The 16,110-nt window shown below is 70.6% G+C and carries 14 protein-coding genes; 1 reads left to right on the top strand and 13 read right to left on the bottom strand.

The window, feature by feature from the left end; all coding sequences use genetic code 11:
- The 9 genes from AB7F93_RS13230 to AB7F93_RS13190 all read right to left on the bottom strand — a co-directional run.
- The coding region (locus AB7F93_RS13230) for an IS110 family transposase (protein ID WP_428303379.1) at positions 1-546 on the bottom strand (546 nt) is incomplete at its 3' end.
- Between the two features lie 456 nt (positions 547-1,002).
- Entirely contained in the window at positions 1,003-1,323 is a 321-nt protein-coding gene (locus AB7F93_RS13225; protein ID WP_428303378.1) for a HesB/IscA family protein, read from the bottom strand.
- Positions 1,324-1,335: 12 nt separating this feature from the next.
- Positions 1,336-1,887, bottom strand: a complete 552-nt coding sequence (sufT, locus tag AB7F93_RS13220; RefSeq protein WP_428303377.1) for a putative Fe-S cluster assembly protein SufT — start codon at positions 1,885-1,887, stop codon at positions 1,336-1,338.
- A gap of 37 nt (positions 1,888-1,924) precedes the next feature.
- Positions 1,925-2,377 carry a Fe-S cluster assembly sulfur transfer protein SufU gene (gene sufU / locus AB7F93_RS13215; RefSeq protein WP_428303376.1) on the bottom strand — a complete coding sequence of 151 codons (453 nt, stop codon included), beginning with the start codon at positions 2,375-2,377 and terminating at the stop codon, positions 1,925-1,927.
- Positions 2,374-3,627, bottom strand: coding sequence for a SufS family cysteine desulfurase (locus AB7F93_RS13210; RefSeq protein ID WP_428303375.1), 1,254 nt, complete (start codon positions 3,625-3,627; stop codon positions 2,374-2,376). Before AB7F93_RS13210 ends, sufU begins: the two co-directional genes overlap by 4 nt.
- A gap of 14 nt (positions 3,628-3,641) precedes the next feature.
- Positions 3,642-4,904, bottom strand: a complete 1,263-nt coding sequence (sufD, locus tag AB7F93_RS13205) for a Fe-S cluster assembly protein SufD (RefSeq protein WP_428303374.1) — start codon at positions 4,902-4,904, stop codon at positions 3,642-3,644.
- Entirely contained in the window at positions 4,901-5,656 is a 756-nt protein-coding gene (gene sufC, locus AB7F93_RS13200) for a Fe-S cluster assembly ATPase SufC (protein WP_428303380.1), read from the bottom strand. The genes sufD and sufC overlap by 4 nt, the downstream gene beginning before the upstream one ends.
- Positions 5,657-5,685: 29 nt before the next feature.
- Positions 5,686-7,155, bottom strand: coding sequence for a Fe-S cluster assembly protein SufB (gene sufB / locus AB7F93_RS13195; protein WP_428303373.1), 1,470 nt, complete (start codon positions 7,153-7,155; stop codon positions 5,686-5,688).
- The gene (locus tag AB7F93_RS13190; RefSeq protein ID WP_428303372.1) at positions 7,152-7,640 is read right to left on the bottom strand and encodes an SUF system Fe-S cluster assembly regulator; all 489 of its coding nucleotides are present in this window, start codon (positions 7,638-7,640) and stop codon (positions 7,152-7,154) included. The genes sufB and AB7F93_RS13190 overlap by 4 nt, the downstream gene beginning before the upstream one ends.
- Before the next feature lie 154 nt (positions 7,641-7,794).
- Between AB7F93_RS13190 and folD the strand changes: the two genes are divergently transcribed.
- Complete coding sequence (gene folD / locus AB7F93_RS13185) at positions 7,795-8,646, top strand: bifunctional methylenetetrahydrofolate dehydrogenase/methenyltetrahydrofolate cyclohydrolase FolD (protein ID WP_428303371.1); 852 nt, start codon at positions 7,795-7,797, stop codon at positions 8,644-8,646.
- Between the two features lie 7 nt (positions 8,647-8,653).
- Here folD and AB7F93_RS13180 read toward each other — a convergent pair whose 3' ends face one another.
- From AB7F93_RS13180 to AB7F93_RS13165, 4 genes are all read right to left on the bottom strand, one after another.
- Positions 8,654-10,195 carry a hypothetical protein gene (locus AB7F93_RS13180; RefSeq protein ID WP_428303370.1) on the bottom strand — a complete coding sequence of 514 codons (1,542 nt, stop codon included), beginning with the start codon at positions 10,193-10,195 and terminating at the stop codon, positions 8,654-8,656.
- 92 nt (positions 10,196-10,287) lie between these two features.
- The gene (locus AB7F93_RS13175; RefSeq protein ID WP_428303369.1) at positions 10,288-12,144 is read right to left on the bottom strand and encodes a hypothetical protein; all 1,857 of its coding nucleotides are present in this window, start codon (positions 12,142-12,144) and stop codon (positions 10,288-10,290) included.
- Positions 12,145-12,156: 12 nt separating this feature from the next.
- Positions 12,157-13,632 carry a hypothetical protein gene (locus tag AB7F93_RS13170; protein ID WP_428303368.1) on the bottom strand — a complete coding sequence of 492 codons (1,476 nt, stop codon included), beginning with the start codon at positions 13,630-13,632 and terminating at the stop codon, positions 12,157-12,159.
- A 166-nt stretch (positions 13,633-13,798) separates the two neighbouring features.
- On the bottom strand, positions 13,799-16,110 hold a 2,312-nt coding region (locus AB7F93_RS13165), incomplete at its 5' end, for a hypothetical protein (RefSeq protein ID WP_428303367.1).

The raw sequence follows: 16,110 nt of genomic DNA, 5'->3' as shown, positions 1-16,110 counted from the left end.
GATGGTCTGGCGGATGGCTGTGTCGATGTCCTTGATCGCCTGTTCGAGGTGCGTGAGGTGCGCTTCGATGCCGGCACGGACGGCCGCATCGGACACCGGCAGGCGGTTGCGCTCCTGCGTGCGCATGGCATCGAGCGCCTCGCGGCGGGCGACCAGTGCCCGCAAGGTTCTGACCGACACCGGCGGCGCCTGCCACGGCGGCGGGCACTGGGCGGCGCAGAAGTCGGCGATCAGGCGCGCATCGACCCGGTCGGTCTTGCTGCGGACCAGACCCGCCCCGCCGAAGGCCTTGATCTGGGCCGGATTGACCACGCTGACCGTGTGCCCGGCGTCGGCCAGGAACTCGGCTATTGCTTCCCAGTACGTGCCGGTGGCTTCGAGACACGCGTGGACCTGCGAGACCCCGTGCGACACCAACCACTCACCGAGCACGCCGAACCCGGTCGGCGTGTTCTCGATCACCTTGCTGCGCCACTTGCCGTCCGGGCGGCGCAGGGCGACGTCGAGCTTGGCCTTCGCGACATCGATACCGAGGATGTGAGACATACGGACCTCCGACCATTCCGTGACTCCACGCCCATCGACCTTGTGTATGCGGGCTGCCGGCCCGGCCGGGCCCCAGAGACTGTCCGATGTCGTGCGGGGAGATAGAACGCAAGGCCGGCGCAATATCTACGTTGCGGGCTCAAGACCCCAGGATGCGAGCGGCGTCCGGCCTTGCAGGGGAACAATACAAGGATGCGGTGAGGCACGAACCGCATCGGTCGCGACAACAGCGAACGATAGGGTTGGCAAAAGTCATCAGAGCGTGCCCACGCGGATTTCAAAATCGCGGCAAAAAAGCCGTCGCATATTTCTTTCTGCGTGGGCACGCTTTGCTTTGCCCAGACGACGGCTCACTGTAAATCGGCTTGAATCTCGACCGATGCGGTTCGTGCCTCACCGCATCCTACCGCCGGCTACATCCGGCGACGGCACCGGACTCACGGCTCGGCAGCCGCCTCAGACGCTGAAGCTCTCGCCGCAGCCGCAGCTTTCCTTCACGTTCGGGTTGTTGAACTTGAAGGCCTCGTTGAGGCCCTCCTTGCGGTAGTCGAGCTCCATGCCGTCGAGGATCGGCAGCGAGTCGGCCGACACCACCACCCGCACGCCCTGGTCGTCGAACTGCACGTCGTCGTCGTTCACCTGCGTGGCCGGCTCCACCACGTAGGCGTAGCCCGAGCAGCCGCTCTTGCGCACGCCAAGGCGCAGCCGCGGTGGCTGCTGGTCGGCGAGGATCTGCGCCACGCGGCGGGCGGCGGCTTCGGTCAGTTTGATGGTCATGGCGTTGCCTCCTTACATCATGCCGGTCTGCAGACGCGCGGCCTCGCTCATCATGTCGGCCGTCCACGGCGGATCGAGCACCACTTCCACGTCGGCGTCTGCGACACCGGGAATGGCCAGCAGTTTTTCCTTCACGTCCTCGGCCAGCACGTCGCCCATGCCGCAGCCGGGCGCGGTCAGGGTCATCTTGACCTCCACCCGGTAGCGCTGCTTGCCGGTCTCGCGGACGTCACAGCCGTAGATCAGGCCAAGCTCGACGATGTCGACCGGAATTTCCGGGTCGTAGCAGGTGCGCAGGTGCTGCCAGGCGAGCTGCTCAACGGACTGCGCGGTCACGTCGCCGGTGTAGCTCTCCGACGGCAGCGGCACGCGCGTCTTGCCGAGCGCGTCGGCGTCCTTGGCGTCGATGCGGGCCATCTGGCCTTCCAGCAGCACGGTGTAGCTGCCGCCGAGCTGCTGCAGGATGCTGACCTCGGTGCCCTTCTTGGCGTTCACCTGAATGCCGATCGGCACGAACAGCGCCTTGCAGTCGCGGCTCAGGACAACGGTTTCGCGTTCGGTCACGGCGTGCGTCTCGGGGTGTGGGGGATGGTCGGTTCGGTCATTCGGTCTTGGCCGGCGCGGCCTCGCCGTGCGCGGCGTTGTGCAGCGTGTGCCAGGCGAGCGTGGCGCATTTGACGCGCGACGGGTACTCGCGCACGCCGGCCAGCACGGCCAGCTTGCCGAGCCGCTCTGCGACGTCATCGCTCGCGTCCTGGCCGGTGACCATGGCGTGGAAGGCCTCGAACAGGGCTTCGGCTTCGGCCACGGTCTTGCCCTTGACGGCCTGCGTCATCAGCGACGCCGACGCGGTCGAGATGGCGCAGCCGGCGCCCTCGAAGCGCACATCACCGATGCGGTCGCCGTCCACGTGCAGGTACACGGTCACCTTGTCGCCGCACAGCGGGTTGTAGCCCTCGGCGCGGCGGTTGGCGTCGGCCAGCACGCCGTAGTTACGCGGGTTCTTGTTGTGATCGACGATCAGTTCCTGATACAGGTCGCGCAAATCGCTCATCGGCAGAACATCTCCACGGCCCGGCGCAGCGCCTGCGCCAGCCGGTCCAGGTCTTCACGGGTGTTGTAGAAGGCGAGCGATGCACGCGCCGTGGCCGGCACGCCAAAGCGCTCCATCACCGGCATGGCGCAGTGATGGCCGGCCCGCACGGCCACGCCGTGGCTGTCGAGCACGGTGCCGATGTCGTGCGCATGCAGGCCGTCGATCACGAACGACAGGATGCCGGCCTTGGCGGCGGCGGTGCCGATCAGGCGCAGGCCCGGGATTTCGCCAAGCAGCGCCGTGCCGTAGGCGAGCAGGTCGTGCTCGTAGGCGCCGATCGCGGCCAGACCGATCCGCTGCACGTAGTCGATGGCGGCGCCAAGACCAATCGCGCCCGCGATGTGCGGCGTGCCGGCCTCGAACTTGTACGGCAGGTCGTTCCAGGTGCTGCCCTCGAAGCTCACGGTGCGGATCATGTCGCCACCGCCCTGCCAGGGCGGCATCGCCTCCAGCAGCGCGCGGCGGCCGTACAGCACGCCGATGCCGGTCGGCGCGTACAGCTTGTGGCCGGAAAACGCATAGAAATCGCAGCCGAGCGCCTGCACGTCCACCGGCGTGTGGGCGATGGCCTGCGCGCCGTCCAGCAGCACCACCGCGCCCGCCTGGTGGGCGAGTTCGGTCATCTCGCGCACGGGATTGACGGTGCCTAGCGCGTTCGACACGTGCGACACGGCGACGATCCGGGTCCGCGCGCCCAGCAGCCGGCGGAACTCGTCCATGCGCACGGTGCCGCTGTCGTCAAGGTGGGCCACCTTCAGCACCGCGCCGGTCTGCGCGCACACGAGCTGCCAGGGCACGATGTTCGAGTGGTGTTCGAGGCCGGTGATCAGCACCTCGTCGCCGGGGCCGAGATTGGCCCGGCCGTAGCTTTGCGCGACGAGGTTGATGGCCTCCGTGGTGCCGCGCACGAAGATGATCTCGGCCGCCTCGCGGGCGTTGATGAAGTGCCGCACGCGCTCGCGCGCGCCCTCGTGCGCGGCGGTGGCCTGCTCGGACAGCCAGTGCACGCCGCGGTGGATGTTGGCGTTGATCTCGCGGTAGTAGCCGGACTCGGCGTCGATCACCGCCTGCGGCTTCTGCGTGGTGGCGGCGTTGTCTAGATACGCCAGCGGCTGGCCGCGCACGCTGCGCTGCAGGATGGGGAACTCGGCGCGCAGGCGCGCGGCCGGAAAGTCGTGGCTGTGGGCGGTGAGACTGGCTAAGGTCATCGTCGGCTACCGGATCAGAGCGTGGGCAGGCGCGCGTCGATGCGCGCCGCAAGCGTGTCGGCGAGATCGCCGTCGAGCCCGGCCAGCGCGTCGCGGGCGAACGCCGTCATCAGCAGCGCCCGCGCGGCGGCAAGCTCGATGCCCCGGGCACGCAGGTAAAACAACTGCGCCTCGTCGAGCTGCCCGACGGTGGCGCCGTGGCTGCACTTCACGTCGTCGGCGTAGATTTCGAGTTCCGGCTTGGCGTCCACCTCGGCGCGGTCGGACAGCAGCAGGTTGGCGCAGGTCATGGCCGAATCGGTCTTGTCGGCGCCGGGGTGCACGTGCACGCGGCCGTTGAACACCGCCCGGCCGTTGCCGCCGACCAGACCCTTGTAGGTCTCCTCGCTGCGGCAGTGCGGCGCGCGGTGCTCGATGCGGGTGTGGAAATCCACGTGCTCGCCGCTGCCGGCGGTGGTGAGACCGCGCAGGCTGCACTCGCCGCCCGGCTCGCCAAGATCGACGTCGAGATCCTGCCGCAACAGCCCGCCGCCGGCGGCGATCAGGTGCGACTCGAAGCGCGCATCGCGCCCCACGCGCACGCGGAAGTCACCCACGTGGATGCCGGCCGCGCCTTCCGCCAGCAGCTTCACATGCCGCAGCCGCGCGCCCGGCGCGAGCGTGGCCTGTGCCAGCACGTTGACGTGATACGGCTCGGCGCCGAGACCCAGGTAGTGCTCCACCACCTGCGCCTCGGCATGCTCGGCAAGGTCGATCAGCAGCCGCAGGTGCGACGACGCGTTGCCGGCACCGCCCAGATGCACCACGTGCAGCGGGCCATCCAGCCGCGCTTCCGGCGCGAGCGTCAGCCACAGGCCGTCCTCGAACAGTGCGTCGTTGAGCCACGCGAAGGCGCGTGCGGGCGCGTTCGCATCCGTTCGCAAGCGCGCGCGCAGCGCCTCGCCGTCCGCGGTGAGCGCATCGGCGAGGCTCGTCACCGTGACGCCGACCGCCGCAGGCAACTGCGACCACGCCGTCACCAGTCGCCCGCCGACAAACACCAGGCGCGCGCCATCGGGCAGGCCAGCCGGCGCCGTCTGCGGCAGCGGTGCGGTTCCGGCCGGCACACGCTCCAGCGCGTTCAGTCGCGTGTACTTCCAGTCCTCGTCGCGCCGGCCGGGCAGGCCCTGCGCCGCGAAGCGCTGCCAGGCATCCGCCCGCAGCGCGCGCAACCACGGCGCGGCCGGCACGTCCTGCACGCGCGCGTGCTGCGCTTGCCAGTGAGCCAGCGCGCTCATGCGGGCGCCGCCTCCTCGCGCAGCCAGCCGTAGCCGCTCTTTTCGAGTTCCGCCGCCAGCTCCGGCCCGCCCGAGCGCACGATCTGCCCGCCCGACAGCACGTGCACGCGGTCCGGCGGCACGTAGTCCAGCAGGCGGCGGTAGTGCGTCACCAGCAGCATGGCGCGCTGCGGCGCACGCAGGCGGTTGATGCCTTCCGACACGATCTTCAGCGCGTCGATGTCGAGGCCGGAGTCGATCTCGTCCAGCAGCACCAGGTCCGGCTCCAGCAGCGCCATCTGGAAAATCTCGGCGCGCTTTTTCTCGCCGCCGGAGAAGCCCTCGTTGATGGCGCGTTGCAGGAAGTCTTCCCGAATGCCGAGTTCCTTCATGCGGCCCTTCACGAGGCCGAGAAAGTCCATGGCGTCGAGCTCTTCCTCGCCGCGGTGCTTGCGCCGGGCATTGACGGCCGCGCGCAGGAACACCGCCGTCGACAGGCCCGGAATCTCGACCGGGTACTGAAAGCCGAGGAACACGCCGCCGCGGGCGCGGTCTTCCGGGCTTTGCGCGAGCAGATCCTCGCCGCGGTAGGTGACGCTGCCGGCCAGCACTTCGTAGCCGTCGCGCCCGGCGATGACGTTGGAGAGCGTGCTCTTGCCGGAGCCGTTCGGGCCCATCACGGCGTGCACCTGGCCGGCGTCGATGGAAAGATCGAGCCCGCGCAGGATTTCCTTGCCGTCGACGGCGACGCGCAGGCCCTTGATTTCTAGCAGTGCTGACATTGGTTTGGCGATTCCGTTACTCAGCCGACACTGCCTTCGAGGCTCACGCCGAGCAGGCGCTGCACCTCGACGGCGAATTCCATCGGCAGTTCCTTGAAGACTTCCTTGCAGAAGCCGTTGACGATCATCGACACCGCGTCCTCCTCGCCGATGCCGCGCTGGCGGCAGTAGAAGAGCTGGTCCTCGCTGATCTTGGACGTGGTGGCCTCGTGCTCTACCGTCGCACTCGGCTCCTGCACCTCGATGTAGGGGAAGGTGTGCGCGCCGCAGCGGGCACCGATCAGCAGCGAGTCGCACTGCGTGTAGTTGCGCGCGCCGTCCGCGCCGCGCAGCACCTTGACCAGTCCCCGGTAGGCATTGCTGCCGTGGCCGGCCGAGATGCCCTTCGAGATGATGGTGCTGCGCGTCTTGCGCCCCACGTGAATCATCTTGGTGCCGGTGTCGGCCTGCTGGTAGTTGTTGGTCAGCGCCACCGAGTAGAACTCGCCGACCGAGCCGTCGCCGGTCAGCACGCAGGATGGGTACTTCCAGGTGATGGCCGAGCCGGTTTCGACCTGCGTCCAGGAAATCTTGGCGTTGCGCCCGCGGCAGTCGCCGCGCTTGGTGACGAAGTTGTAGATGCCGCCGCGGCCCTCGGCGTCGCCGGGGTACCAGTTCTGCACGGTCGAGTACTTGATCTGCGCGTCGTCCATGGCCACAAGTTCCACCACGGCCGCGTGCAGCTGGTTCTCGTCGCGCATCGGCGCGGTGCAGCCTTCGAGGTACGACACATACGCGCCGGCGTCGGCCACGATCAGCGTGCGCTCGAACTGACCCGTCTTGGCCGCGTTGATGCGGAAGTAGGTGGACAGCTCCATCGGGCAGCGCACGCCGGGCGGGATGTACACGAACGAGCCGTCCGTGAACACCGCGGCGTTGAGCGCGGCGTAGAAGTTGTCGGCCGACGACACCACGCTGCCAAGGTATTTGCGCACCAGCTCCGGGTGCTCCTGCACCGCCTCCGAGAACGAGCAGAAGATCACGCCGTGCTCGGCAAGCTTCTTCTTGAAGGTGGTGCCCACCGACACGCTGTCGAACACCGCATCCACCGCCACGCCGGGACCGGCCTCAGCCGCCACGCCGGCCAGCGCCGCGCGCTCGTGCAGCGGAATGCCGAGCTTCTCGAACGTGGCGAGCAGCTCCGGGTCGACCTCGTCGAGGCTCTTCGGGCCGTCGGCGCCGAATTTGGGCGCCGAGTAGTAGACGATGTCCTGATAGTCCACCGGCGGGAAATGCACGTGCGCCCACTCGGGCGGCGTCATCTTCAGCCAGTGCCGGTAGGCCTCAAGACGCCACTCCAGCATGAACGCGGGCTCGCCCTTCTTGGCCGAGATCAGGCGGATCACGTCCTCGGACAGGCCCGGCGGCACCGCGTCGGCCGCGATGTCGGTCACGAAGCCGGCGGTGTAGTCGCGCTCCAGAAAATGGCCAATGTCGGTTGTCGTGTTCATGGGCTGGTCCCCGCGCGGATCGGCTCGGGCTGGGCGGCCCGCGGCCGCGTGTAAGGTTTGATCGGCATGGCGGCCGGGCGGATCATGTCGGCGAGGCTCATCGCTTCGAGCGCCGCCAGCACCACCTGGCTGATGCGCTGCCAGTTGCCGCGGATGGAGCACACCGATTCCTGCTCGCAGGCGCCGGCGTCGGAGTCCGCACCGGACCCGCACTCGGTGAGCCCCACCGGCCCCTCGAAGCAGCGCACGATCTGCGCCACCGAAATCTGCTCCGCCGGCCGCGCCAGTGTGTAACCACCACCCTGCCCGCGCGTCGAGCGCAGCAGCCCAGCACGCACCAGCGCCTTCAGCACCTTGCTGGTGGTGGGTAGCGCAATGCCGGTGCCTTGCGCGAGCTCAGCCGCCGACTGCACCCGGTCCGCCGCAGCGGCCAGGTGCCCCATCACGACGGTGGCGTAGTCGGTGAGCTTGCTTACGCGCAGCATGGGCTTGGGTGGCAGGTGACAGTCGTTTGTGGACCAGTTTAGTCCTGATTGGCGTCGTCGAACAAGCCGCATTAGCGGCGGCGAACAAGCCGCCTTGGTGGCGCCCAAGGCCGCGTGCGATCATTGCCGAACCGTTTCCTGACCGTATTTACACATGCCTGCCCGCATCATCGATGGCAAGGGCGTGGCGGCCGCGCTGCGCACGGCGCTGGCGGCCCGCGTCGCCGCTTTCACCGCCCAGCACGGCCGCGCGCCGGGACTCGCCGTGCTGCTGGTCGGCAGCGACGCGGCCTCGCAGGTCTACGTGCGCAGCAAGCGCCGCGCCTGCGAGGAAGTGGGCATGGCGTCCTTCGCGCACGACCTGCCCGTCGATACGACCGAAGCGGACCTGCTGGCGCTGATCGAGCGGTTGAACGCCGACCCGGCCGTCGACGGCATCCTGCTGCAACTGCCGCTGCCGGCGCACATTCACCCCGAGGTGGTGCTGGAGCGCATCGATCCCGCCAAGGACGTGGACGGCTTTCACCCCTACAACGTCGGCCGCCTCGCGCAGCGCCTGCCGGGCCTGCGGCCCTGCACGCCGCGCGGCATCATGCGCCTGCTAGAGCACTACGAAATTCCGGTGCGCGGCCGGCACGCGGTGGTGGTCGGCGCCTCCAACATCGTCGGCCGTCCGGTGGCGCTCGAACTGCTGCTGGCGGGCGCCACCGTCACCATCTGCCACCGCTTCACGCGCGACCTCGAAGCGCACGTGCGCCGGGCCGAGCTGCTGGTGGTCGCGGTCGGCAAGCCGGGCCTCGTCCCCGGCGACTGGGTCACGCCCGGCGCGACGGTGATCGACGTCGGCATCAACCGCCTGCCAGACGGCAGCCTGCGCGGCGATGTGGACTTCGACGGTGCCAGCCAGCGCGCGGCCTGGATCACGCCCGTCCCCGGCGGCGTCGGGCCGATGACCATCGCCATGCTGCTGGAAAACACCCTCGACGCCGCGGCCTGCCGCCGCTGACGCGACTTCAGTCCGGCGTGTAACTGACGCGCACCGACTCGACCGTCAGCGTGAGCGGAACGCTGCTGCCCGCGGACAAGTTCCAGTGTTCCGCCGCGGGCGGACCGGCAAGGCTGCCGTGAAAATTCCCGCCGGCATCGCCGGTCACGGCGACAGCGGCGCCGTTCAGGAAAATCTCCGCCGGAAATTCCGCTTCACCAGCGTCCAGCAGCGCCACCTGTGGCCGCAACGGCACCTCGCGGGTCACCGCCTGATCGATAACGGTGAGCGAAATCTCACTGTCGGGTGTGGCGACGAGCACGCCGCAGCCGTCCCGCACCGTCAACCGCAGGCGATACGTCGCCGCCTGCAGGTCCACTGCCGGCCAGCGCGCGCAGAGCAGTCCCGCCACCGCCGAATCGCTGTCGAGCTCCGCCACCGCCAGCGGGCGGGTATCACTCGGCACCTCCAGCTGCACGGTGAGGGCGGTTGTCCCGCCGAGCGGAATCCAGCCGAAGGTCGCCGCGGTACAGCGCAGCGGGCTGTCGAGGTCGACCGCCACCAGCGCGCTTGAACCGCTTGCGAGATACGCACCGTGCGGCGCCGCCGTATCGCCGGACGCCGAGGTGGCGCCGGGTGCGACGCCAACACGCCCCTGTATGACCGCGGCCTGTGTGCGCGCCTGGCGCTCCAGCGCGATGTGATGAACCTGGCGTGCCGCGCCGCCGAAACGCAGCGTCGTTGGTTCCGCCAGCAGCGGACGCTCCAGCAGGGGCGTGACCGCGACCTCCAGCACGCGCACCTGACAGGGGCTGTCGCTCGCGATATCGAGCGGCAGCACGAGCACCGCCGGCCGCGGGACGTCGCCCTGGTCGACCAACGACAGCGCGCGCTCCAGCGCCGCCTGCCAATCGTCGGCGAGTTTGGCAGCCGCGAACGCGACGGAACCCGCCTGCGGGCCGGGCTCGATCCACTGCCAGAGCACCTCCGCGCCATCCGCGCGACGCAGCGTCAGCCGCGGCGAACCGGGAGCACCCGCGAGGGTCAACGCAGTCAGCCCGTGGCGCAATTTGACCGCCGCATCAACGCTCGACAGCCCCTCGACCACGCGCTGCTCCGCCTGCACACCCACTGCCGCTGCGGACAACGAGCGGTGGCCTGCCTGCTGGAACGCGATCTCTTCGGATGTGAATCGCAGGCGCTCGACGCGCCGTTCCTGGGTGAGGCGCACCTCGAAGGCGGTGCCGACGAACGGCGTGGGCAATGGCGTTCCGGTGGCCCCTTCGATGGTGGCCTCGGCGCTGAGCGCGTTGCCATCCAGCCGATGCAGCGCTGCGTGGTTGTAGAGACCGCTATCGACACGCGTGAGCGGCGCCGGGTGGGTCAGCTCCACTTGCACCTCGTCGCCGAGTCCCGCCCAGCGCTTCACCCAGGCATCGTCCCCGGCGCGGACCGTCACCGTGCACGGCTCGAAGCGCAGCCGAAGCACGCTCTCGGCCGCGAGACTCAAACGATCGCAGGCGTCGTCGAGTGGGATGCGCAGGTACAGCGTGCGCTGGAACACGGTCACGCCGTCCACCAGCGTCGGCGCGGTCAGATCGAGCACCTGCCCGGCCTGCACCCGGTGCGCATCACCGCCGGCGGAACTCAGGAACAGCGCGCTCACCGGCGGATGGAGTTCACATCCGTGCGCAAGGTGCCGACCTCACGCACGAGCGCGGTGCGCTGCGAGTCGAGCGTGGTCACGCGCTGGTCGAGCGCGCCGGTGCGCGTGTTGAGCGTGCCCACCTGCTGGTCGAGTGTCGTCGTGCGCGTTTGCAGCCCACTGATTCCCGTCTCGGCCACTGTTACGCGAGTGTTGAGGTTGCTGAACTCGGTGCGGAACTGACCGGCGTCGGTACTGAACTGTGCGTAGTCAGTCTGAAAACGACCATAGTCGACCGTGAAGCCCTCATAGCGGCTGTTGAAGTCGTCGTACTGCGTGGTGAAGGTCGCGTAGCGGCTGTCGAACTCCGCGGTGCGCGTGTCGACGCGCTGGCGGTCGGCCGCAACGGCTGCCCGATCCGCGCTCACCGCCGCGCGATCGGCCTGCACCTGGCGCGCCTGCTCGGCCACACCGGCGGCGTTACGCGACACCTCGTCGGCGCGCGTCGCCACCTCGCTGCGGATGCCGCGGATTTCGTCGGCGAGCGCGCCGCTCACGCCGCCCACCTGCTCGATACGCGCGCCAAGCTCGGACTTGGCCTGCGCCACCGCGGCGAGTGTGCCGATGCTGTCCGGCGTGATCTGCGCCGCCGCGCCGGCGAGCTGCGCGTGCAGCGTGAGCCGCGTCGGCAGGTCGAGCTGCTCGGTCTGGCGCGCGAGGTAGCGCTGCATGGCGCCGTCCACGCGCCGCTGCGCCGCCCACTGCGCGGCGATGCCGGGTTGGCGCGCCACGAACACCTGCGCCTCGGCGACGATGTCGTCCACCAGCCGCTGCCCGGTGTTGCCGCGTTGCCCTGCACCGGCCAGCGCGGCGTCGAGCGCCGCCTGGCTCGCGACGTACTCGGCGAGCGCGTCGAGCCAGGCGCCGACCCAGTTGCGGTGCTGCGCCGCGAGCACGGCGTGCGCGAGGCTCGCAGCGCCGTCGGCCGGGTGCAGATCGGCGCGCAGCACGCTCGTCTCGACCGGAAACGCCACGCCGGCGCCGCCGAAATTGAGCCGATCCACGAACACGCCCTTGTACTGGCGGGCGTACAGATCGAGCGCCGCGCGCAGCGTGCCGGCGCGCTCGGCGGTGTAGCGCTGGGCGAGGGCGAACAGCGCGGGGCCAAGGTCGGCGGCGCTGTCGGCCTGCGGGTCGAGCGCGTCGAGTTCGCCCTCCAGCAGCGCCTGCTGCTCGGCGCCGAGGCCATCCGGCGGCGTCAGTCGCAGATCGAGCCGCGCGCTGCCGTCGGCGCCGGTGCGCACGGTGATGCCGGCCGCGCGCGTCACCGCAAAGCCGAACGCGGCTTCCAGCACCCCCAGACTGGTGGTCACCGTGACCCGCCGCCCCGGCAGCGGCCGGCCGGCGGCGTCCGTGCACAGCACGCGCAGTTCGAGCGCCTGGCCGAGCCACAGCGGCTGCGGGCTTGCGACCAGATCCACGCGGGCGCCTTCGCGCGCCGCTGCCGCGCTTTCCGCGAGCGTGGAAAGCCGCGCCAGGCGCGCCTCGATCTGCGCCTGCTGGTCGCTGAAGTTGCCGATCTGCGTGATCCAGCGCCGTGGGTCGAGGCCGAGCGCGGCGGCGCAGATTTCGGTGAACCGCTCGGCACCGATCAAACGCACCGCGCGCACCTGCGCGAGTTCCGTGAAGCGCCCGCCGAGCGCCGCCCGCGCGTCCAGCAGGCGCTGGGCGAGGCGCACGCCGATGTCGAGTTCGCCCGGAATTTCGATGGCCTCGGCCAGCGCCTGCGCCGACGCGGCGGCATTGAGCAGCGTCAACACCCGCGCCGCCTGCGCGGGCGTGAGGTCGCCGGGCTCCAGCGTGACCGTGGCCACGGCGCGCCGTCCTCAGCCGCCGACGCGGGCGCGGATGGACGCGATCTCGGCCCCGATGCGCTCCATGTTGCCGCGCAGGCTGTCCTCGGACAGCGGGTTGATGGCGCGCACGTTGTCGTCGATGCGCGTCAGGCCGGACTGGATGTTCTGCCCCACGCGCTCGGCCGCCTGCATGCGCCCTTCGAGCACGTTGACCGACTCGACCAGCGTCTGCGTCTGGGCCACTTGCTCGGCCACGCCGCCGAGCTGCCGCGCCACGGTGCCGGTCTGCTGCGCCTGTGCGAACTGGGCGCCGAGCGCCTTGGGCGCATCCGTGGCGCCGTGGAACTCGGCCGCGCCCTGCGCCTGCACGCCAGCCAGCATCTGCGTCTTGACGCCCTGGCGCAGCAGATCCGGGCCGGGGTTGACCTGCTCCATGGCGGCTTCGACGCCGCGCAGTAGTTGCTTTCGACCGAGCAGGCCGGTGCGGCCGTACTCCTGCCCGAACAGATCCCCGAAGTCGCGCAGCGGGTCTTCCCGCTCGAACATCGGCGGAATGCGCTCGACCCACGGCCCGACCACGTCGGGCTTCGGCGTCACGAAATCGAGACCCCACGGTCCCAGCCAGTCGCGGAACGTGATCTGGATGCTCGCCGCACCGCGCGCGCCGTCGGCGGTGGTGGGGTCCGCGTCCGGCTTGGCAAACGCCAGCACCGTGGCGCGGTAATCCTGCCAGCGGCCGCCAAATCCGGGCCGCAGCGGCAACGCCCATTCCGGTTTCAGCACGTGGTAGGTGTCGGTCCAGGCGCGCACGATGCCGGCCTCGGCGCGCTTGTACTGCGCGGAGACCACCTGATAGGCGGCCTGCGCGCGGCTGTCGGTGGGTGTCGCCGCGGCCATGAAGGCCTGCGCCACGGTGAAGTTCTCGGCCGGCACCTGCATGCCGAGCATGCCGCTGACTTCGAGTTCCTCGTCCTCGCTGAAGCCCGCGCTGTGCTCGGCGCGCACCTGCACCTGCGCCAGACCCTGCGCGTTGACCTGCACCGACAGCGAGTTGTCCGATGCCCCGGCCCGCGTCACGAAACCCGCCTTGGCGCGCAGCTGTCCCCACGCCGCGACAAAGTCGACCCACGGAAACGGCGCCGCGAGCGGCTGCCCGGTGAGGCTGGTGACGCGGGCGGTCAGTTCGCACAGCTCGCCCATGGCGTAGTTCTGCCGTTCGCAGGACAGCGTGACCAGGTACTGCCCGAGCAGCGGCTGGACTTGTTCCTCCAGCGCGTCAAGGCGACTGTCGATGGCCGTGACCTGCGCACCCACCGCGGCGAGCGACGTTTCGAGCGTCGCGACGCGGGTTTTGAGGTCCGTCACGTCCGCGTCGTGCGCGCTGAGCGCGGCGCCGTACTCGCCGAGCGCGGCGATCAGCGCGTTCCAGTCCTGCGGGCGGATCAGGTGCCCGGCGGCCTTGGGCGCCAGGGCGGCGATGTCGGTGATGGCAATTGCAAGCGTCATGGCAAAACCCTCGCGTTGAGCGGGCGCCGTACCTGACAGCGCCCGCTGTCGGGGCAGGATGCCCCAGCGTGAATCGAGGGCGCCGGCCCTTGATTCACGGAGCGCAGCGCGGGCCTGTACCGCGCTGACGCGAGCCGAAAAACGCCATGAATGGCGTTTTTCGGCGTCATGATCGATACACGTCGACGCCGTCCACGACCAGCGCCAGCGGCACGCCGGCCGCGCGTGTGCGGGCGATGAGCTGCCACACGCGGGCGCTGATGGCATCCGGCACGCGCTCGTCCGGCGCGCGGCGCAGCAGGTGCACGCGCACGCCGATGGTCGGCGCGACGCCCCATTCCAGCGCCAGCCGCGCGGACGGCAGATAGCTCCACACGGCGTCGTCGAACTGGGCATCGAGCGTGAACGGACTCGCGGCGTCGCGGTAGTGCCCCGGCCATGCGGCGCTGCGCGCCGGCGGCGGAAACAACCGGCCCTCGCAGGTCCACCAGGGGCGCCCGTCGGGCGCCGCGAGCGTGTCCGGCTCGATCTGCAGGTAGCGCCACTGCGCGCCGGGCTGGTGGTTTGGGAGATACGGCAGGCCGCCGTCCGCGATGCGGCTCTCGTTCGGCTTCACCCGCAGCACGAGATCCGCCGGCGGCACGGCGCCGCTCGGCGTGAATGCGCCGCCGTCGTCACCGCCGAATTCCGCCACCACCGCCGGCAGCGCCAGCCATGTGGCGCACCGCGCGCTTGCGGCGACACGCTGCGGCAGGTCGGACGGGGCAAAGCGCCCGCGCCGGGCGTCATACCGTTCCCACCGCGCATCGGCCGTGCTCCAGCGGTAGTGCGCGCGTGGCCGCTCGGTGATGTCGTCGGGATACTCGGCGCCGGCCCGCCCGAGCGGCAGCCAGCGGCCCTGCGTGAAGTCCATCTGCGCGAGATCGCGCTCGGTCGCGCGCAGCAGGCCCGCCTCGCCGGCGATGTAGAGCACACCGCGCGCGTCCACCGTCAGCGCATGCACGGCGCCGGCGCCAAGGTCCGGGTAGGCGTGCAGGCGCGTGGTGCGGCCATCGGCCACACGCTCGGCACTGCCCAACGACTCGCCCGCCACGCCCCAGCGCGCCAAGCCCGCCGCCGTGCCAAGCCATAGCCGCCCATCGGGCGTCACGGCCAGCGCACGCACCACTGGCAGCGGGCTCTGGGCGGTGGCGGCATCGGCGTCCGCGATGGGCTGCCAGTCCGGCGTCTGCTCGCTCGCCGCCTCGCTCGCGTAGCGGTAAAGCTGCGCGCCGCTTTGCAGCAGCAGCGCCTGGTCGGTAGCCAGATACCAGCGGCCACCGCCGAACAAGACTGCGCGCAACGACAGCCCCGGCAGCCGCCGCTCGGCGAGCGCGTCCGCCGCGTCGAGCAGCGCGAGGCCGTCAGCGCCGGCGCAGGCGAGCGTGCCGTCGTCGAGCACGGCCAGCGCATGCACCGCTTCCGGCACCGCGGCGACGGCAGTCAGAGCGAAACCACCTTCCGGCCATAGCGCGCAGCGATGCAGGCCGGCGTCGGTCGCGAGGTAAACGCCATCGCCGCGCACGGCGAGCGCGTGCCACGCTCCGGCCGGCGCGCCGTCGCTGACCGTGACCGCCGCGGCGCCGTCGAAGCGCAGCAGCGAAAAGCTGCCGGCGTCATCCAGCAGCAGCCACAGCGTGCCGTCCGGCGCGTGCGCCAGCGCGCGCATGGCGCCCGTCGGCAGGCCGGGCAAATCCGTCCACGGCCCGTCGCCGGCGGCTTCGACCGCACCGTCCGGCACGCTGCTCAGCGCGAGCGAGCCGTCGCGCAGCAGCGCGCTGCGCCAGGCGGGCGCGAGTCGCAGGCTCTGGCCGGGCGCGAGCGTGCCGCGGTAGCCAAGGCCGATGCCGACCGGCAGCGCGCCCGGCGTGTAGCGCTCGATCAGCGGACCGACCGTCGCAGCGCTCACGCCATCCTCTTGTGCCACGCCGGTGAGGATCACCGTCGGCGCCCCGGCTGCGCCCTGCGGCGTCCAGCGCCACAGCGGCGTGATCACGTCGCCCGCCTGCGGCACGGCCACAACATCACGGCGGCGGCGGACGGCGGCCGGCTCCTCGATCACGAACGGCCACAGCTGCCCCGCAGCCGGCGCCGTCATGTCCTCCGGCAGCGCGGCTTCCACCAGCGCGGCAATGGCCGGCCGGGTGGTCAGCCCCAGCCGGTAGGCATCCAGCACGTCGCGCAGACGCTCGCGGTATTCCTCCACCGTCTCGGCGATGCTGGCGGGCTCCGTCCACGGCGGCAGGTCGAGCAGCGCCGCAAGGCGCGCCAGGTCCGTGACGTACGGGTAGGTGCGCAGCTCGCGCTGGTCCTTGGCATCGCGCACGTTCACCGGCGGGCGGCCGCGCGCGGCGCGGTCTTTCTGGTAGTGCGCGTCGCTGAGCGCGGCGTCGGCGCTGTCCGCGTAGTGCGCGCGCAGCACGTGCTGCACCTGCACGC

Source organism: Immundisolibacter sp., from assembly GCF_050250495.1.
Classification (GTDB): Bacteria; Pseudomonadota; Gammaproteobacteria; order Immundisolibacterales; family Immundisolibacteraceae; genus Immundisolibacter.
The sequence above is the reverse complement of the archived record's forward strand: the minus strand, read 5'-3'. Positions and strand labels throughout refer to the sequence as shown.

Coding starts and splice junctions, on each gene's coding strand:
- AB7F93_RS13210 (WP_428303375.1), bottom strand. CDS start 3,627: ATGACCTTAGCCAGTCTCACCGCCCACAGCCACGACTTTCCGGCCGCG.
- sufB (WP_428303373.1), bottom strand. CDS start 7,155: ATGAACACGACAACCGACATTGGCCATTTTCTGGAGCGCGACTACACC.
- sufU (WP_428303376.1), bottom strand. CDS start 2,377: ATGAGCGATTTGCGCGACCTGTATCAGGAACTGATCGTCGATCACAAC.
- folD (WP_428303371.1), top strand. CDS start 7,795: ATGCCTGCCCGCATCATCGATGGCAAGGGCGTGGCGGCCGCGCTGCGC.
- AB7F93_RS13225 (WP_428303378.1), bottom strand. CDS start 1,323: ATGACCATCAAACTGACCGAAGCCGCCGCCCGCCGCGTGGCGCAGATC.
- AB7F93_RS13170 (WP_428303368.1), bottom strand. CDS start 13,632: ATGACGCTTGCAATTGCCATCACCGACATCGCCGCCCTGGCGCCCAAG.
- sufD (WP_428303374.1), bottom strand. CDS start 4,904: ATGAGCGCGCTGGCTCACTGGCAAGCGCAGCACGCGCGCGTGCAGGAC.
- AB7F93_RS13190 (WP_428303372.1), bottom strand. CDS start 7,640: ATGCTGCGCGTAAGCAAGCTCACCGACTACGCCACCGTCGTGATGGGG.